We start from the raw sequence: 18,937 nt of genomic DNA, 5'->3' as shown, positions 1-18,937 counted from the left end.
AGTGACTAACACGTTAATTCATATATATGAACTAATAGGTAATATGTTTTCGCAAGAAGACATACGACAGTAAACATTCTTTGAGCATCAAGCTTTTTAATTGAAGAGTTTGATCATGGCTCAGATTGAACGCTGGCGGCAGGCCTAACACATGCAAGTCGAGCGGTAACAGGGGAAGCTTGCTTCCCGCTGACGAGCGGCGGACGGGTGAGTAATGTATGGGGATCTGCCCGATAGAGGGGGATAACTACTGGAAACGGTAGCTAATACCGCATAATCTCTCAGGAGCAAAGCAGGGGAACTTCGGTCCTTGCGCTATCGGATGAACCCATATGGGATTAGCTAGTTGGTGAGGTAATGGCTCACCAAGGCGACGATCCCTAGCTGGTCTGAGAGGATGATCAGCCACACTGGGACTGAGACACGGCCCAGACTCCTACGGGAGGCAGCAGTGGGGAATATTGCACAATGGGCGCAAGCCTGATGCAGCCATGCCGCGTGTATGAAGAAGGCCCTAGGGTTGTAAAGTACTTTCAGTCGGGAGGAAGGCGCTGATGCTAATATCATCAGCGATTGACGTTACCGACAGAAGAAGCACCGGCTAACTCCGTGCCAGCAGCCGCGGTAATACGGAGGGTGCAAGCGTTAATCGGAATTACTGGGCGTAAAGCGCACGCAGGCGGTTGATTAAGTTAGATGTGAAATCCCCGGGCTTAACCTGGGAATGGCATCTAAGACTGGTCAGCTAGAGTCTTGTAGAGGGGGGTAGAATTCCATGTGTAGCGGTGAAATGCGTAGAGATGTGGAGGAATACCGGTGGCGAAGGCGGCCCCCTGGACAAAGACTGACGCTCAGGTGCGAAAGCGTGGGGAGCAAACAGGATTAGATACCCTGGTAGTCTACGCTGTAAACGATGTCGATTTGAAGGTTGTTCCCTAGAGGAGTGGCTTTCGGAGCTAACGCGTTAAATCGACCGCCTGGGGAGTACGGCCGCAAGGTTAAAACTCAAATGAATTGACGGGGGCCCGCACAAGCGGTGGAGCATGTGGTTTAATTCGATGCAACGCGAAGAACCTTACCTACTCTTGACATCCAGAGAACTTAGCAGAGATGCTTTGGTGCCTTCGGGAACTCTGAGACAGGTGCTGCATGGCTGTCGTCAGCTCGTGTTGTGAAATGTTGGGTTAAGTCCCGCAACGAGCGCAACCCTTATCCTTTGTTGCCAGCGATTCGGTCGGGAACTCAAAGGAGACTGCCGGTGATAAACCGGAGGAAGGTGGGGATGACGTCAAGTCATCATGGCCCTTACGAGTAGGGCTACACACGTGCTACAATGGCGTATACAAAGAGAAGCGACCTCGCGAGAGCAAGCGGAACTCATAAAGTACGTCGTAGTCCGGATTGGAGTCTGCAACTCGACTCCATGAAGTCGGAATCGCTAGTAATCGTAGATCAGAATGCTACGGTGAATACGTTCCCGGGCCTTGTACACACCGCCCGTCACACCATGGGAGTGGGTTGCAAAAGAAGTAGGTAGCTTAACCTTCGGGAGGGCGCTTACCACTTTGTGATTCATGACTGGGGTGAAGTCGTAACAAGGTAACCGTAGGGGAACCTGCGGTTGGATCACCTCCTTACCATTGAAGTGTTTTTGTGAAGTGCTCACACAGATTGTCTGATAGAAAGTAGAGCAATAGGCTATACGTGGGAGACTTATTCGCGAGAATAGGACTTACATGAAAGCACAAAAGTTTTTGTGATTTTCGTGTCCCCTTCGTCTAGAGGCCTAGGACACCGCCCTTTCACGGCGGTAACAGGGGTTCGAATCCCCTAGGGGACGCCAATTGCGCCGATATCGAGTGAAAGACGATGTCCCCAATAATGATTAAGCCAATTATATTGTAGTTGGTTTAACAATTATGCTCTTTAACAATCTGGAACAAGCTGAAAATTGAAAACAACGCACATTGTTTATCGCTTAAACAATGTGAGAGTCTCTCAAAATTTCAGACCTGAAATTTTCGGTCACAAACTCGAGCGGCATGCGCGAGCAGTGTGAAATTCAAGGCGGACAGCGCACAGCAAGCGCAGCGTACTTAGGTACGTGAGCATTGCGAGCACTGCCCAACAAAGAAGGAATGCACGCACAGCCATGACAGTAAAGTGAACGTTGAAACAATTTCGGGTTGTGAGGTTAAGCGACTAAGCGTACACGGTGGATGCCTAGGCAATCAGAGGCGATGAAGGACGTGCTAATCTGCGATAAGCGTCGGTAAGGTGATATGAACCGTTACAACCGACGATTTCCGAATGGGGAAACCCAGTGCAATTCGTTGCACTATCGTTTGATGAATACATAGTCAAACGAAGCGAACCGGGGGAACTGAAACATCTCAGTACCCCGAGGAAAAGAAATCAACCGAGATTCCCCTAGTAGCGGCGAGCGAACGGGGAGCAGCCCAGAGTCTTAATCAGCATTAGCATCAGGAGAACGGTCTGGAAAGTCCGGCAGTAAAGGGTGATAGCCCCGTATCCGAAGGTGTTAGTGTTGTGAACTCGACGAGTAGGGCGGGACACGTGTTATCCTGTCTGAATATGGGGGGACCATCCTCCAAGGCTAAATACTCCTGATTGACCGATAGTGAACCAGTACCGTGAGGGAAAGGCGAAAAGAACCCCGGCGAGGGGAGTGAAATAGAACCTGAAACCGTGTACGTACAAGCAGTGGGAGCCTTGATTTATCAGGGTGACTGCGTACCTTTTGTATAATGGGTCAGCGACTTATATTCTGTAGCAAGGTTAACCGTATAGGGGAGCCGTAGGGAAACCGAGTCTTAACTGGGCGAATAAGTTGCAGGGTATAGACCCGAAACCCGGTGATCTAGCCATGGGCAGGTTGAAGGTTGGGTAACACTAACTGGAGGACCGAACCGACTAATGTTGAAAAATTAGCGGATGACTTGTGGCTGGGGGTGAAAGGCCAATCAAACCGGGAGATAGCTGGTTCTCCCCGAAAGCTATTTAGGTAGCGCCTCGTGAACTCATCTTCGGGGGTAGAGCACTGTTTCGACTAGGGGGTCATCCCGACTTACCAACTCGATGCAAACTACGAATACCGAAGAATGTTATCACGGGAGACACACGGCGGGTGCTAACGTTCGTCGTGAAGAGGGAAACAACCCAGACCGCCAGCTAAGGTCCCAAAGTCATAGTTAAGTGGGAAACGAAGTGGGAAGGCTCAGACAGCCAGGATGTTGGCTTAGAAGCAGCCATCATTTAAAGAAAGCGTAATAGCTCACTGGTCGAGTCGGCCTGCGCGGAAGATGTAACGGGGCTAAACTATGCACCGAAGCTGCGGCAGCGATATGTAAATATTGTTGGGTAGGGGAGCGTTCTGTAAGCCTGTGAAGGTGTGCTGTGAGGCATGCTGGAGGTATCAGAAGTGCGAATGCTGACATAAGTAACGATAATGCGGGTGAAAAACCCGCACGCCGGAAGACCAAGGGTTCCTGTCCAACGTTAATCGGGGCAGGGTGAGTCGACCCCTAAGGCGAGGCAGAAATGCGTAGTCGATGGGAAACGGGTTAATATTCCCGTACTGGTGATAATTGCGATGGGGGGACGGAGAAGGCTAGGCTATCCGGGCGACGGTTGTCCCGGTTTAAGGATGTAGGCAGGTGAATTAGGCAAATCCGGTTCACTACATGCTGAGGTCCGACGACGAGTCACTACGGTGATGAAGTAGCTCATGCCCCGCTTCCAGGAAAAGCCTCTAAGCTCTAGATTATCATTAATCGTACCCCAAACCGACACAGGTGGTCAGGTAGAGAATACTCAGGCGCTTGAGAGAACTCGGGTGAAGGAACTAGGCAAAATGGTGCCGTAACTTCGGGAGAAGGCACGCTGGCATTAGGTGAAGTGATTTACTCATGGAGCTGAAGCCAGTCGCAGATACCAGCTGGCTGCAACTGTTTATTAAAAACACAGCACTGTGCAAACACGAAAGTGGACGTATACGGTGTGACGCCTGCCCGGTGCTGGAAGGTTAATTGATGGGGTTATCCGTAAGGAGAAGCTCTTGATCGAAGCCCCAGTAAACGGCGGCCGTAACTATAACGGTCCTAAGGTAGCGAAATTCCTTGTCGGGTAAGTTCCGACCTGCACGAATGGCGTAATGATGGCCAGGCTGTCTCCACCCGAGACTCAGTGAAATTGAACTCGCTGTGAAGATGCAGTGTACCCGCGGCAAGACGGAAAGACCCCGTGAACCTTTACTATAGCTTGACACTGAACATTGAGCCTTGATGTGTAGGATAGGTGGGAGGCTTTGAAGCGTGGACGCCAGTCTGCGTGGAGCCAACCTTGAAATACCACCCTTTAATGTTTGATGTTCTAACGTTGCCCCATTATCTGGGGTGCGGACAGTGTCTGGTGGGTAGTTTGACTGGGGCGGTCTCCTCCCAAAGAGTAACGGAGGAGCACGAAGGTTGGCTAAGCATGGTCGGACATCATGCGGTTAGTGCAAAGGCATAAGCCAGCTTGACTGCGAGAGTGACGGCTCGAGCAGGTACGAAAGTAGGTCTTAGTGATCCGGTGGTTCTGAATGGAAGGGCCATCGCTCAACGGATAAAAGGTACTCCGGGGATAACAGGCTGATACCGCCCAAGAGTTCATATCGACGGCGGTGTTTGGCACCTCGATGTCGGCTCATCACATCCTGGGGCTGAAGTAGGTCCCAAGGGTACGGCTGTTCGCCGTTTAAAGTGGTACGCGAGCTGGGTTTAGAACGTCGTGAGACAGTTCGGTCCCTATCTGCCGTGGGCGTTGGAAGATTGAAAGGGGCTGCTCCTAGTACGAGAGGACCGGAGTGGACGCACCACTGGTGTTCGGGTTGTCATGCCAATGGCATTGCCCGGTAGCTAAGTGCGGAAGAGATAACCGCTGAAAGCATCTAAGCGGGAAACTTGCCTTGAGATGAGTCTTCCCTGACTCTTTAAGAGTCCTAAAGGAACGTTTAAGACTAAGACGTTGATAGGTTGGGTGTGTAAGCGTAGCGATACGTTGAGCTAACCAATACTAATGAACCGTGAGGCTTAACCTGACAACACCGAAGGTGTTTTAGAGAGATAGAGTTGTTTTTCAGAGAACGTGAGAAGCCGAAAGGTGAAGGACACACAGCTTGTTTGAGATTGACGTTCTGGTTTAGTGAAGAAAAAACTAAACGGGAACAAACAGAATTTGTCTGGCGGCAATAGCGCGGTGGTCCCACCTGACCCCATGCCGAACTCAGCAGTGAAACGCCGTAGCGCCGATGGTAGTGTGGGGTCTCCCCATGTGAGAGTAGGGAACTGCCAGACATTAATTAAAGGTTTATTGCTCAATAAGCAGTAAACAGCCGAAAGGCAAAAGAATAAGTGGAGCGGTAGTTCAGTTGGTTAGAATACCTGCCTGTCACGCAGGGGGTCGCGGGTTCGAGTCCCGTCCGTTCCGCCACTTAATTTAGGGGCGTAGTTCAATTGGTAGAGCACCGGTCTCCAAAACCGGGTGTTGGGAGTTCGAGTCTCTCCGCCCCTGCCAGTTACCAATTAAGTAATAATAAAAGAAGTATCTATTGATAACCCGATTAGCTTAATCGGGTTTTTCTTTATTCGTGTGACTATAAATATAAAGTTATTTTCCCCTTCTGCTAATTTTCAATTTATTTTATCCCATTAACCATCCCACTGTTTTGTATCTCTTAATCGTATTCACTATTTAAATACACTGTGATGTTACGTTCTCCTAGCTACTTTTTATTTTCACCATCTTATATTTATTTTTCGCATCATCAGTGAGTTGTTACTTACGACTTTATACTTCTCAATAGTATTCACAGGTTGAATGATATTTTGTTGTGCTCAATATTTAAGTTAGAAAAATGAGAGTATATATAAAGTTGGTAGTTTAATTTTTATTAAGCTCAAAAATTATCTTGCTGAAAAAGCAAAATATCATTGTATTGCTGTATGAATATTGGTCAGTTATCTGTTATTGATATATCTTATTAAAAAACAAAATGAAGTATCAATTAAGATTATTTTGCAGAGATCTATAGTTTGTTTATGGGATCATAGGAAGGTGAGTGGATTTGTTACTCACCTTCTTATTTTTTATTCACTTAACTGTGCATTTTTTATTGGAGTTTTAATCAGTTGATTGATAAGAGCTTGCTGATCGTTTTTCTGGAGCCAAACTGCATACAAAGGTTTGTTTATTGAGGTTTCTGAGAGCGTTTTTAAGCCCGGATATTGATATACCCAATGAGCAGGTAAAAATGCCGCTGAAAGCGATACAGGAAGTAATTGGCGGGTAATATGGGCTGAGGTAGTGATCATAACAGGTGTGTCATCTTGAGTTAATGAAGGTTCATTTTTTGGATGGAAGTCAGCACCCCATTCAAGCCTTATAAAATTATATTTTGTGAGTGCAATATTTTTTTGGGAAGCCATGAGTTGTAAGTCAATCGTACCGATGATTGTACTTTCAAACTCATCCATTTTAGGTGGTTCAGTTGCGATTAATAAGTCTAATTCTCTAGAATGTAGTTGCTTAACAAGAGACTGGCGCGTTGAAACCCTAGCTTCGAGCCGTAGTTCATCATGTTGATTATAAAGTTCTTCTACCCAGTCAGTTAGATAACCTTCCCAAAGTGAAGCTGTTGCACCAATAGAAAGCTCTGTGTGTTGTGAGGCATGAGATATTTCTTTTTTAGCTTGCAGCCAGGTATTCATTAACGATTCAGCATATGGAACAAGCCTTTCTCCTGCAGCCGTTAACCGGATATTGTTTCTATGCCGCGTAAATAGGCTTGTACCTAATTGTGTTTCTAATTGCCTAATACGGAAGCTAACCGCTGATTGCGTTAAATAGAGTGATTCTGCGGCTCGACCAAAGTGCCTAGTTTTACTGACCTCTAAAAAAGTTCTCAATAACTCGCTGTCCACATGCATCTCCAATTATTTTTGTCGTGATGATTTAAATGTTTTGTTTTACAGATTGTCAATGCTGTCTAATACTCCGCGCCATATAGAGTTTGACTGTAATAAGTTAGGAGTGTGTCAGATGGCAGATAGCTTCATCACGACTAATCGTTTTTTTGATAACAAACATTACCCACGTGGCTTTTCTCGTCATGGTGATTTCACCATTAAAGAAGCTCAGTTGCTAGAACGTCTCGGCCAAGCTTTTAATGAGCTTGATACAGGTAAACGTGCACCTCAGACAGAAGAAGAAAAACTTTTCGTCGCTGTATGCCGTGGTGAACGTGAACCGGCTACCCCAGAAGAAAAAGTTTGGACAAAATATTCTAGCCGTATTAACCGTCCAAAACGCTTCCATACTTTATCTGGCGGTAAACCGCAGATAGACCCATCGGAAGACTACACTGATACAGATGATTAATATTATCATCGTATGATAAGAGGGACTTCGGTCCCTTTATTTCTACGGGATAATAAGTACTTATCTGTCCACTCTTCTCAGCTTACTTGTTTTTGCAAATGAAGCAATAACTTATCCATTGCTCGATACCCCAAAGCTTCTAATAAATCTGAACGTTCAATAGTTTCTGCGGCATTAAGGTCGGCGATTGTTCTAGCAACCCTTAAAATTCTGTGCCAAGCTCGAATGGAAAGACCTAGCTTATTTAATGCATGTTCTAAGAATAACGCATCTTTTGTTGTTAGCAGGCAAAATTGTGTGGTTTCTCTTGGTGTTAATAAACTATTAATTTTTCCAGCTCGCCTAAGTTGCCTATTTCTGGCTTCGATGACTCTTTGTCTAACCTGTTCACTTGTTTCACCTTGGTTAGTTTGATTACTTAATGAACCGAGAGGTAATAATGGAATCTCTATTGAAAGATCAAATCGGTCAATAAAAGGCCCTGATATGCGTGAAAGATAACGTAGTATGCGAGTAGGAGCTGAGCGGCTCATTTATCCTTGGTAATGGCCTGTTGGGCTAGGATTTAGGGCCGCAATTAGCTGGAAACTGGCAGGATAGCAAACTTTTGCTTTTGCTCGAGAAATGCTAATTTTTCTAGATTCTAGGGGTTCTCGTAAAGAATCTAATACCGAGCGGCTAAATTCGGGTAATTCATCTAAAAATAAAACACCATGGTGTGCAAGTGAGATCTCACCAGGTTTGGGAAGAGAGCCACCACCAATTAAAGCGGCAATTGATGCACTATGGTGGGGTGCTCTAAAAGGCCTTATTGGCCAATTCATGTCTTCTTTTGTGTTTTCACTTAAACTATGTAGTGAAGCAACTTCTAAGGCTTCTTGAGAGGTTAATGGGGGGAGTAAAGTCATTAGACGGCTTGCTAGCATAGTTTTTCCTGTCCCCGGAGGACCTAACAAGAGTAAATTGTGTCCACCTGCAGCACAGATTTCTAATGCCCGTTTCCCATGTTCTTGACCAATAATATCGTTGATATCACCTTCTTGCTTGGTTGGGATAGATGCTTGATGAACTTGTTGATTACAAACTAATGTGTGTTTGTTATGTAAAAAATGGCAGAGCTCTAATAAGGATGTCGTGAAATAAACGCTATTATCTGGAAGTAGGCCTAGTTGGTGTTGGTTCTCCGTTGATAGTATTAAAGAGCGCTGTTGTTTTAATGCTGATTGGGCCGCTGGGATAGCACTGTTGACATAGCGAACATCGCCAGACAAAGCAAGTTCGCCTAAAAATTCATATTGTTTTAATGGATCGTGGGGGATTTGCCCTGATGATGCGAGTATGGCAATAGCGATGGCAAGGTCATACCGACCACTTTCTTTTGGTAAATCTGCTGGGGCTAAATTAACCGTCATTTTTTTAGCTGGATATTCAAACCCGCTATTTAGTAGAGCGCTTCGAACTCTATCTCTTGCTTCTTTTACTGCTGTTTCTGGTAGCCCAACAAGTGTTAAACCTGGAAGCCCATTACTAATATGTGCCTCAACAGTAACAAGAGGTGCTTCTAACCCAATTGATGCTCTAGTGTAAACAATTGCTAATGTCATAAGCCCTCCAATATTTTTTACAGAGTAATATTCTGCTGAAATTAGGTTTGTTTATCTTGAGTTGATAACATATTTGCGAAGCTGCTCGATAATTTAATTGCTTAGTTACTAGGCTGTTTCAATTTGCGTCGAGTAGCTTCGAGGACTTGTTATAACAGTGATTGTGTTAATTTTATAAAGAGTGGAAGCTATACTGAACTTGGATATTCATAAGAAAAAGTAATTAGTTTTTTGGCGTGAATCTTAATGGTATTGAATGGCTGGTGCGGATGATGTAGCTGATTATGCTATGTATTCTATTGAATTTTACTGAGAAACGGTAGTTTAAGCAGTTTATAATGCTAATTTGTTGATAACGATATGATTTTTAAATAATTTAATGTTTTGAAAATAAATAAATTAAATAAAAGTTGTCAAAACGATTTTAAAATGATAACTCTAAATAATAGATAATTAAGAATATTGAAAAAGTAAAACTCATGAACGCATTTATCCAAGCAGTTAGCCTAATTATTATTAGCGTGGTGGTGATTATTATCCCACCGTGCGGGGCTGCACTTGGACGACGAAGGCTAAAATAACAGCCAGATCTCACGAGAACCCCGCACCGAAAGGCGCGGGGTTTTTTTTGACATAAATGTTGATTAATGCAAACACACAAAATAAAACATAACAAATACAAATAGATAAAATAGATGGACAGGAGATAAAGCATGAACGGAGCACAATGGTTAGTTCAAGCATTGCGAGCACAGGGGGTTGATACCGTATTTGGTTATCCTGGTGGCGCAATAATGCCAGTTTATGATGCATTGTATGATGGTGGAGTTGAGCATTTGTTGTGTCGACATGAGCAAGGTGCTGTAATCGCTGCGATTGGCTATGCACGTTCAACAGGAAAAACAGGGGTATGTATCGCAACATCTGGCCCTGGTGCAACAAATGTTATCACGGGATTAGCTGACGCATTATTAGACTCCGTCCCTATTGTCGCGATTACCGGGCAAGTCGCCTCTGAGTTTATCGGAACCGATGCCTTTCAGGAAATCGATGTCTTAGGGTTGTCTTTAGCTTGTACTAAACATAGCTTTTTAGTTGAAGATATCGAAGATTTACCTCGCATTCTTGCTGAGGCTTTCGCAATCGCAAATAGTGGGCGTCCTGGCCCTGTACTGATTGATATTCCGAAAGATATTCAGCTACAACAAGCTGAGCTGTCTCCGTTTTTAATGCCAGTAGAGCAGGAAGTTACCTCGCCTTTATCTGAAATTCAACAAGCTAGAATGTTATTAGAACAATCAGAAAAGCCTATGTTGTATGTTGGCGGTGGTGTTGGAATGTCTGGTGCGGTTACAGAATTGCGTGAATTTATTGAGTTTACAGGCATTCCTTCAGTTGCAACATTAAAAGGCCTTGGTGCTGTGAGTCCTTTAGATGAAAACTATTTAGGTATGTTAGGGATGCATGGCACTAAGGCAGCCAATATCTCAGTACAACGTTGTGACTTACTCATCGCTGTTGGTGCTCGTTTTGATGATAGGGTAACAGGTAAGTTAAATACTTTTGCACCGAACGCCAAAGTGATTCATATCGATATAGATCACGTAGAACTGGATAAATTACGTCAAACTCATGTTGCGCTGCATGGTGATGCAAAGGTATTACTACCTGAATTAATGCTTAAAAAATCAATTGCGCTTTGGCAGCAGGAAGTTCAGCAACTTAAAAAAGAATTCGGTTGGCGTTATGACCATCCTGGTGAGCCTATTTATGCGCCATTATTACTGAAACAGCTGTCGGATAAAATGAAGCCAAATACCGTTGTTACCACTGATGTAGGGCAACACCAAATGTGGTCAGCGCAACATATCACCGTTGATGCGCCTGAAAACTTCTTAACTTCAAGTGGGCTTGGAACCATGGGGTTTGGTATCCCTGCAGCAATTGGTGCACAGGTTGCTAGGCCTGAAGATACCGTTGTTTGTGTCTCTGGGGATGGCTCATTTATGATGAATGTCCAAGAGCTGGGAACCATCAAACGTAAGCAACTTCCTGTAAAAATCCTTTTGATCGATAACCAACGATTAGGCATGGTCCGTCAGTGGCAAGAACTGTTTTTTGAACAGCGCTATAGCGAAACAATTTTAACAGATAACCCTGATTTTGTGGCATTAGCCAGTGCGTTTGGTATCAAAGGCCAACGGATCACGGACAAGTCGGAAGTTAACTCTGCATTAGATGAATTACTTAATAGTGAAGGTGCCTATTTATTACAGGTATCAATTAATGAATTAGAAAATGTCTGGCCGTTGGTTCCACCTGGGGCTAGTAATGAAAAAATGATGGAGAAACCATTATGATGCAACATCAAATCTCGATATTGGCCCGTTTCCGTCCTGAGGTTTTAGAGCGTATATTAAGGGTCACTCGCCATCGTGGATTTCGTATTAATGCCATGAATATGGGGCAATCGACAGACGGCGACAATGTTAATATTGAACTTACTGTAAGTAGTCAAAGGCCATTAACCCAGCTTTGTGCACAGTTAACCAAGCTTTCAGACATTACAGAAGTTGAAGTACGACAACAAGAATCACGACTATTACGCACACAAAGTGCAATGTAAGGAATATACAAATGACTAAGAAAGCTGACTTTATTTGGTTTAACGGTGAAATGACGCCATGGGCTGATGCAAAGGTTCATGTTATGTCTCATGCTCTGCACTATGGTACATCAGTGTTTGAAGGCGTCCGTTGTTATGACTCACACAAAGGTCCCGTGGTCTTCCGCCACCGTGAGCATATGCAACGTTTGCATGATTCAGCGAAAATTTACCGTATGCCTGTCAGCTACAGTGTGGAAGAGTTAATGGAAGCATGTCGTGCAACTCTGCGTAAAAATAACTTAGTCAGTGCATATATTCGCCCATTAGTATTTATTGGTGATGTTGGTATGGGTGTTAACCCACCAGACGGTTATAACACCGATGTGATTTTAGCTGCGTTCCCATGGGGTGCTTATTTAGGTGAAGAAGCGTTAGACCAAGGCATTGATGCGATGGTGTCTTCTTGGAATCGTGTTGCACCAAACACCATTCCTACAGGGGCAAAAGCAGGTGGTAACTACCTGTCTTCATTACTGGTTGGTAGTGAAGCGCGTCGCCATGGTTACCAAGAAGGGATTGCGCTAGATGTTCATGGGTATCTTTCAGAAGGCGCAGGGGAAAATATTTTTGAGGTGAAAGATGGCATCCTGTATACGCCTCCGTTCACATCATCTGCATTACCGGGTATTACACGCGATGCAATTTTAACCTTAGCAAAAGATATGGGTATTGAAGTTCGTGAGCAAACACTATCACGCGAATCTCTCTATCTTGCTGATGAAGTCTTTATGACAGGCACAGCTGCCGAAATTACTCCAGTACGTAGCGTTGATGGTATCCAAGTCGGCATTGGTCGTTGTGGCCCAGTAACCAAGAAAATTCAGCAAGCATTCTTTGGCTTATTTGATGGCACAACAGAAGATAAATGGGGCTGGTTAGATCCAGTAAACCCTTAATAATTAAATTGAAATAGATGTTACAGGCGGACGTTCCCCGCCTGTTTTAAACACGGGAGTTAAAGATATGCCTAAGTACCGTTCAGCAACAACAACTCATGGTCGTAATATGGCTGGGGCTCGTGCATTATGGCGTGCAACAGGCATGACCGATGCTGATTTTGGAAAGCCCATTATTGCTGTTGTTAACTCATTCACACAGTTTGTTCCTGGTCACGTACATCTACGTGATTTAGGCAAATTAGTTGCAGAGCAAATTGAAAATGCAGGTGGTGTTGCGAAAGAGTTTAATACAATCGCAGTTGACGATGGGATTGCCATGGGACATGGCGGAATGCTGTATTCCTTACCTTCTCGTGAATTAATTGCAGACTCGGTTGAATATATGGTGAATGCACATTGTGCGGATGCCATGGTATGTATTTCAAACTGCGATAAGATCACCCCAGGCATGTTGATGGCGTCATTGCGCCTCAATATTCCAGTTATTTTTGTTTCGGGTGGCCCGATGGAAGCGGGTAAAACCAAGCTTTCAGACCAAATTATCAAGCTCGATTTGGTTGATGCCATGATCCAAGGAGCGAACCCAAATGTGAGCGATGCAGATAGCGAGCAAATAGAACGTTCAGCATGCCCAACGTGTGGTTCTTGCTCAGGAATGTTTACTGCAAACTCAATGAACTGCTTAACTGAGGCGCTTGGGTTATCTCAGCCAGGAAATGGCTCATTGTTGGCGACTCACGCAGATCGCGAAACGTTATTTATTAATGCAGGTAAGCGCATTGTTGAATTAACCAAACGCTATTACGAACAAGATGATGAAAGTGCGTTACCACGCAATATCGCCAATAAATCTGCATTTGAAAATGCGATGACGTTGGATATTGCGATGGGTGGTTCAACTAACACAGTTCTGCATTTGCTTGCGGCGGCTCAGGAAGCCGAGATTGATTTCACCATGGATGATATCGACCGTTTATCACGTAAAGTTCCGCATTTGTGTAAGGTTGCACCGAGTACACAAAAATACCATATGGAAGATGTTCACCGTGCTGGTGGGGTTATCGGTATTTTAGGTGAATTGAGCCGTGCAGGTTTGTTGCAAGAAAACGTAACTAATATTTTAGGGCTGAGCTTCCAAGAAACATTAGCGCAATATGATGTGATGTTAACGAAGGACGAGTCTGTTAAATCAATGTTCTCTGCGGGCCCTGCTGGGATCCGTACAACAAAAGCCTTTTCACAGAATTGCCGCTGGCCATCATTGGATACTGACCGTGAAAATGGATGTATCCGTAGTATTGAGCATGCGTATAGTTTGGATGGGGGTTTGGCAGTCCTATCTGGAAATATTGCAGAAGATGGCTGTATTGTTAAAACCGCTGGAGTTGATGAAGGCAGCTTAACATTCCGTGGCCCAGCCAAAGTGTTTGAAAGCCAAGATGACGCAGTAGAAGCCATTCTGGGTGGCAAAGTCGTTGAAGGAGATGTGGTTGTTATTCGCTATGAAGGGCCAAAAGGTGGTCCAGGCATGCAAGAAATGCTTTATCCAACTTCATACCTCAAATCAATGGGATTAGGGAAAAGCTGCGCATTAATAACGGATGGCCGTTTTTCGGGTGGTAGTTCTGGCCTTTCTATCGGTCATATTTCGCCAGAAGCAGCGAGTGGTGGCTTATTAGCATTAGTTCAAGATGGCGATATTATTGATATTGATATTCCAAAAAGAACGATGGTGCTGGATGTGAGTGAAAGCGAATTGAATCAACGCCGTGAAGCTGAATTAGCTCGAGGCGATAAAGCTTACACCCCGCGTAATCGTCAGCGTGAGGTTTCTTTTGCTCTGCGTGCTTACGCTTCTTTGGCGACGAGCGCAGACAAAGGTGCTGTTCGTGACAAGTCGAAATTAGGGGGCTAATTGTGGCTGCAGCAAAACCATTACCGGCTGCCCCAACCGGAGCAGATTACTTAAAAGCGGCGCTAAGTGCGCCGGTTTATGAAGCTGCACAAGTAACGCCTCTTCAACAGATGGATAAAATATCTTCACGCCTGGGCAATACCATTTTAGTAAAGCGCGAAGATAGGCAGCCTGTACATAGCTTTAAGCTCCGTGGTGCTTACGCCATGATTGCGAGTTTAACCGAAGAGCAAAAAAGCAAAGGTGTGGTGACCGCTTCTGCAGGGAACCACGCTCAAGGCGTTGCATTATCGGCAAACCGTGTGGGTGTGAAAGCAAAAATCGTCATGCCAGTCGCAACAGCAGATATCAAAGTGGATGCAGTACGAAGCTTCGGTGGCGAAGCTATTTTACATGGCGCTAATTTTGATGAAGCGAAAGCGAAAGCCATTACAATGGCAGAAGAGGATGGCTACACCTTCGTTCCACCTTTTGATCACCCTTCAGTCATTGCAGGCCAAGCTACGATAGCACTGGAACTATTGCAACAAGATGTTCATTTAGACCGAATTTTTATCCCAGTAGGTGGTGGTGGGTTAATTGCGGGCGTCGCTGTGATTATTAAGCAGTTAATGCCAGAGATTAAAATTATTGGTGTGGAGTCTGAAGATGCCGCCTGTCTAAAAGCGGCATTGGAGGCTGGGCACCCTGTTGATTTACCGCGTGTTGGCTTGTTCGCAGAAGGTGTGGCAGTCAAACGTATTGGCGATGAAACCTTCAGATTGTGCCAGCAATATGTTGATGATGTTATCACTGTTGATAGTGATTCCATTTGTGCAGCATTGAAAGATATTTTTGAAGATGTTCGCGCGATAGCAGAGCCTTCAGGCGCTTTGGCATTGGCTGGATTGAAAAAATATGTACAGCAGCACAACATCAAAGGCGAACGTTTAGCACATATTTTGTCCGGTGCGAATATGAATTTCCACGGGCTGCGTTATGTTTCTGAGCGCTGTGAAATTGGTGAACAACGAGAAGCTTTGCTGGCAGTGACCATTCCTGAGCAAAAAGGGAGTTTCTTACGTTTTTGCCAGTTACTAGGCCATCGAGCCATTACGGAGTTTAACTATCGATATACGGATGCCGATCCTGACCGTGCTTGTATTTTTGTTGGGGTGCGTTTAAGTGGCCGTGATGGCGAGCGCTCGGAGATTATCCAAGAACTTAGAAGTAACGGCTATGAAGTCGATGATTTATCAGATGATGAAATGGCAAAACTTCATGTGCGTTATATGATTGGTGGTCGCCCATCAAAGCCATTAGATGAAAGATTGTATAGCTTTGAATTTCCAGAGTCTCCAGGTGCATTACTGAGATTCTTAGAGACACTTGGGACTCATTGGAATATTACGTTATTTCATTATCGCAGCCATGGTACAGATTATGGGCGAGTGCTGGCGGCGTTTGAACTGGCTGGGCCAGAAGTACGTTTTGATAGGCATCTTGATGCGTTAGGTTATGAATATCATGATGAAACAGGAAACCCGTCTTTCCGTTTTTTCTTAGCGCCGCAAGATAGCCAAAGAACCTTAGATTGAGTTGTCTGGGAGTAATTCCCAAAACGCTTTAATTAATGGTTCACTCAGGCGTTTGCTTAATAGGCAAACGCCGAGTTCAAAAGGTTCTACCATTGAAATATTATCGAGCTGTGAAATACGGCTGCGTACGGGTTCTGGGCTGTTATCAACGACCACACTAGGAATCAAGGCAATACCGCATCCCAAAGCCACCATTGACACAATTGCCTCATGGCCTGATACCGTCGCATAAATGACAGGGTTATTGATATTATGGCGACGGAACCAGAGTTCGATACGTTTACGAGATGGGCCGTGCTCAGGCAGGATAAAGGGGACGGTAGACCAATCAGGTTCCGCTTCTGTTACCATGCTTCGTACAGCACAGGGTAGTGATGGCGCAATCAAAACGAGAGGGATTTCGCCGATTTTTGCAAAACGGACGTTATCAGGTAAGCGCTCGGGTTTCCCAGCGATGCCAAGATCAGCTTCATGAGTTTCCACTTTTTCGACAGCATCCGCTGCGTCCCCTGTCGTGAGTTTAATTTCCACTAATGGGTGTAGCGCACGGAATTTATCTAAAACTTCGGGTAAATGACTATAAGCTGCTGTAACTGAGCAAAAAAGATGTAGTTCCCCACTGAGCGATGGACTTTGCTGGTTGAGAGCATGTTGCAGCTGTTGATATTGCAATAATGTTTGTTGGGCAAATTGCTTAAGGTGTTCCCCTGCTTGGGTCAATTTAACTGAGCGGTTATCTCGCACAAATAGTGGGTGACCAAGCTGCTCTTCGAGGCGTTGTATTTGCCGAGACAACGTGGAAGGACTGACATGCATCGCTTTAGATGTGCGCCCGAAGTGGCAACTTTGTGCTAAATGCAAAAAAAGCTTGAGATCGCGAATGTCCATTTTGCCCTCTAATTAACATAATTAATGGCGTTGCAGATATTGCAACATTGTATTGTTAATATATCAATTTAAGCAATGCGAAACATCGCATATAGTAAATCCATAAACGCTCAAAAATGAGCGACAGGCAGACTGCCTGACATAACGAACACAACAGAACAATGGAGTATGACAATGGCGAATTATTTTAACACATTGAATTTGCGTGAGCAGTTAGCTCAGTTAGGCAAGTGCCGCTTTATGCAGCGCGAAGAGTTTGCAGATGAAGCAGGTTTTCTGAAAGGTAAAAAAATCGTCATCGTCGGTTGTGGAGCGCAAGGTTTAAACCAAGGCCTGAATATGCGTGATTCAGGTTTAGATATTGCTTATGCATTACGTGATGAAGCAATTGCAGAGAAACGTGCTTCATGGCGCAAAGCGACAGAAAATGGTTTCAAAGTTGGTACTTATGAAGAACTGATCCCTACCGCTGATTTGGTTATTAACTTAACGCCAGACAAGCAGCACTCAACCGTTGTTCGCGCTGTTCAGCCTATGATGAAACAAGGTGCAGCACTGGGTTATTCACATGGCTTCAACATTGTTGAAGTTGGCGAAGAAATTCGTAAAGATATTACTGTTGTGATGGTAGCGCCAAAATGCCCAGGTACTGAAGTTCGTGAAGAATACAAGCGTGGTTTTGGTGTTCCAACGCTGATTGCAGTACACCCAGAAAATGACCCGAAAGGTGAGGGTATGGCGATTGCCAAAGCGTGGGCAGCAGCGACTGGTGGCCACCGTGCAGGTGTTTTGGAATCCTCATTTGTTGCAGAAGTTAAGTCTGACCTGATGGGCGAGCAAACTATTCTGTGTGGAATGCTGCAAGCGGGGGCATTACTGAGTTACGACAAAATGGTCGCAGACGGTGTTGAGCCAGGCTACGCAGGAAAATTAATTCAGTTTGGCTGGGAAACTATCACCGAAGCACTGAAACAAGGCGGTATCACGCTGATGATGGACCGTTTGTCTAACCCTGCGAAAGTACGTGCTTATGCGTTATCTGAGCAACTGAAAACCATTATGGCGCCATTGTTCCAAAAACATATGGATGACATCATTTCAGGTGAATTTTCTGCAACCATGATGGCAGACTGGGCAAATGATGATAAAAACTTGCTGACATGGCGTGAAGAGACAGGCAAAACAGCATTTGAAAATTACCCTGAATATGAAGGGAAAATCGCAGAACAAGAGTACTTCGACCACGGTGTTTTGTTAGTTGCTATGGTTAAAGCGGGTGTTGAATTAGCGTTCGATACGATGTTAGAAGCGGGTATCTTAGAAGAATCGGCTTACTATGAATCACTGCATGAATTACCACTGATTGCGAACACCATTGCTCGTAAACGTTTATATGAAATGAACGTGGTTATCTCTGATACTGCAGAGTATGGTAACTATCTGTTCTCATTCGCAGTTGTGCCAATGCTGAAGGATTTCATGACGAAGTTACAAGCAGGGGATTTAGCGAAACCAGTTGCCGATAATGGCACTGATAACGCACAGTTACGTGATATCAACGAAGCTATCCGTAACCATCCTATCGAGAAAATCGGTAAGACGTTACGTGGTTATATGACGGATATGAAGAAGATTGCGGTCGGCTAACTCATTTTTCGTCACTCTTCGCGTGATAGGCGCGTTGGCTGCACTCGGCTCCCCAAGTCACATACTTGTGTATGCTCCTTGGGATAACCTCCTTTGCCGCCTTCCTCTAACGCGAATAGTTTAGAAAAATGCATTGATGTTATAGCTAACTCATTTTTTGTCACTCTTCGCGTGATAGGTGCGTTGGCTACACTCGGTTACCCAAGTCACATACTTTAGTATGCTCCTTGGGATAATCTTATTTGCTTCCTACCTAGAACGCGAAATGCTTTGGATAATCACCATGTTTTCTCTTGCAA

General features: G+C 44.8%; 10 protein-coding genes, 3 tRNA genes, 3 rRNA genes and 1 pseudogene. 14 read left to right on the top strand and 3 right to left on the bottom strand.

Annotation, left to right across the window (positions count from 1 at the left end; translation table 11 throughout):
• The first annotated feature begins 97 nt into the window (after positions 1-97).
• The 6 genes from M1F25_RS19685 (at position 98) to M1F25_RS19660 (ending at position 5,577) form a co-directional block, all read left to right on the top strand.
• Positions 98-1,637, top strand: a 16S ribosomal RNA gene (locus M1F25_RS19685).
• Positions 1,638-1,767: 130 nt separating this feature from the next.
• Positions 1,768-1,843, top strand: a tRNA-Glu gene (locus M1F25_RS19680).
• Positions 1,844-2,192: 349 nt separating this feature from the next.
• A 23S ribosomal RNA gene (locus M1F25_RS19675) occupies positions 2,193-5,101 on the top strand.
• A gap of 140 nt (positions 5,102-5,241) precedes the next feature.
• Positions 5,242-5,357, top strand: a 5S ribosomal RNA gene (gene rrf / locus M1F25_RS19670).
• The 16S, 23S and 5S rRNA genes sit together here with 3 tRNA genes alongside, the layout of an rRNA operon.
• Positions 5,358-5,416: 59 nt before the next feature.
• A tRNA-Asp gene (locus M1F25_RS19665) sits at positions 5,417-5,493 on the top strand.
• Positions 5,494-5,501: 8 nt separating this feature from the next.
• A tRNA-Trp gene (locus M1F25_RS19660) sits at positions 5,502-5,577 on the top strand.
• A gap of 572 nt (positions 5,578-6,149) precedes the next feature.
• Here M1F25_RS19660 and hdfR read toward each other — a convergent pair.
• Positions 6,150-6,989 (bottom strand): HTH-type transcriptional regulator HdfR, encoded by an 840-nt coding sequence (hdfR, locus tag M1F25_RS19655; protein WP_004906133.1) that lies wholly within the window; start codon positions 6,987-6,989, stop codon positions 6,150-6,152.
• 112 nt (positions 6,990-7,101) lie between these two features.
• Between hdfR and M1F25_RS19650 the strand changes: the two genes are divergently transcribed.
• Positions 7,102-7,440 (top strand): DUF413 domain-containing protein, encoded by a 339-nt coding sequence (locus M1F25_RS19650; protein ID WP_036958821.1) that lies wholly within the window; start codon positions 7,102-7,104, stop codon positions 7,438-7,440.
• A 77-nt stretch (positions 7,441-7,517) separates the two neighbouring features.
• Here M1F25_RS19650 and M1F25_RS19645 read toward each other — a convergent pair.
• Positions 7,518-9,044, bottom strand: a pseudogene (locus M1F25_RS19645) (YifB family Mg chelatase-like AAA ATPase).
• 479 nt (positions 9,045-9,523) lie between these two features.
• On the opposite strand from M1F25_RS19645, the gene ilvL reads away from it, so the two are divergent.
• The 6 genes from ilvL to ilvA all read left to right on the top strand — a co-directional run bounded on the left by ilvL (position 9,524) and on the right by ilvA (position 16,103).
• Positions 9,524-9,625, top strand: coding sequence for an ilv operon leader peptide (gene ilvL / locus M1F25_RS19640; RefSeq protein ID WP_071524553.1), 102 nt, complete (start codon positions 9,524-9,526; stop codon positions 9,623-9,625).
• Positions 9,626-9,757: 132 nt separating this feature from the next.
• Positions 9,758-11,404, top strand: a complete 1,647-nt coding sequence (gene ilvG, locus M1F25_RS19635) for an acetolactate synthase 2 catalytic subunit (RefSeq protein ID WP_181488805.1) — start codon at positions 9,758-9,760, stop codon at positions 11,402-11,404.
• The gene (ilvM, locus tag M1F25_RS19630) at positions 11,401-11,670 is read left to right on the top strand and encodes an acetolactate synthase 2 small subunit (RefSeq protein ID WP_102139856.1); all 270 of its coding nucleotides are present in this window, start codon (positions 11,401-11,403) and stop codon (positions 11,668-11,670) included. The genes ilvG and ilvM overlap by 4 nt, the downstream gene beginning before the upstream one ends.
• Before the next feature lie 11 nt (positions 11,671-11,681).
• Complete coding sequence (locus M1F25_RS19625) at positions 11,682-12,608, top strand: branched-chain amino acid transaminase (RefSeq protein WP_102139857.1); 927 nt, start codon at positions 11,682-11,684, stop codon at positions 12,606-12,608.
• Positions 12,609-12,675: 67 nt separating this feature from the next.
• The gene (ilvD, locus tag M1F25_RS19620) at positions 12,676-14,526 is read left to right on the top strand and encodes a dihydroxy-acid dehydratase (protein WP_094962446.1); all 1,851 of its coding nucleotides are present in this window, start codon (positions 12,676-12,678) and stop codon (positions 14,524-14,526) included.
• Between the two features lie 2 nt (positions 14,527-14,528).
• Positions 14,529-16,103, top strand: a complete 1,575-nt coding sequence (ilvA, locus tag M1F25_RS19615; RefSeq protein WP_144140410.1) for a threonine ammonia-lyase, biosynthetic — start codon at positions 14,529-14,531, stop codon at positions 16,101-16,103.
• Here ilvA and ilvY read toward each other — a convergent pair.
• Positions 16,095-16,991: an HTH-type transcriptional activator IlvY gene (gene ilvY / locus M1F25_RS19610; protein WP_004906122.1), complete on the bottom strand. Its 897-nt coding sequence runs from the start codon at positions 16,989-16,991 to the stop codon at positions 16,095-16,097. The genes ilvA and ilvY overlap by 9 nt on opposite strands.
• 174 nt (positions 16,992-17,165) lie before the next feature.
• On the opposite strand from ilvY, the gene ilvC reads away from it, so the two are divergent.
• Positions 17,166-18,638, top strand: coding sequence for a ketol-acid reductoisomerase (ilvC, locus tag M1F25_RS19605; protein WP_181488803.1), 1,473 nt, complete (start codon positions 17,166-17,168; stop codon positions 18,636-18,638).
• The last annotated feature ends 299 nt before the right edge of the window (positions 18,639-18,937 follow it).

Origin of the sequence: Providencia sp. PROV109, assembly GCF_033681625.1 — a bacterium.
Classification (GTDB): Bacteria; Pseudomonadota; Gammaproteobacteria; order Enterobacterales; family Enterobacteriaceae; genus Providencia; species Providencia hangzhouensis.
The sequence above is the reverse complement of the archived record's forward strand: the minus strand, read 5'-3'. Positions and strand labels throughout refer to the sequence as shown.

Coding starts and splice junctions, on each gene's coding strand:
- ilvM (WP_102139856.1), top strand. CDS start 11,401: ATGATGCAACATCAAATCTCGATATTGGCCCGTTTCCGTCCTGAGGTT.
- hdfR (WP_004906133.1), bottom strand. CDS start 6,989: ATGCATGTGGACAGCGAGTTATTGAGAACTTTTTTAGAGGTCAGTAAA.
- M1F25_RS19650 (WP_036958821.1), top strand. CDS start 7,102: ATGGCAGATAGCTTCATCACGACTAATCGTTTTTTTGATAACAAACAT.
- ilvC (WP_181488803.1), top strand. CDS start 17,166: ATGGCGAATTATTTTAACACATTGAATTTGCGTGAGCAGTTAGCTCAG.
- ilvL (WP_071524553.1), top strand. CDS start 9,524: ATGAACGCATTTATCCAAGCAGTTAGCCTAATTATTATTAGCGTGGTG.
- M1F25_RS19625 (WP_102139857.1), top strand. CDS start 11,682: ATGACTAAGAAAGCTGACTTTATTTGGTTTAACGGTGAAATGACGCCA.
- ilvY (WP_004906122.1), bottom strand. CDS start 16,991: ATGGACATTCGCGATCTCAAGCTTTTTTTGCATTTAGCACAAAGTTGC.
- ilvD (WP_094962446.1), top strand. CDS start 12,676: ATGCCTAAGTACCGTTCAGCAACAACAACTCATGGTCGTAATATGGCT.
- ilvG (WP_181488805.1), top strand. CDS start 9,758: ATGAACGGAGCACAATGGTTAGTTCAAGCATTGCGAGCACAGGGGGTT.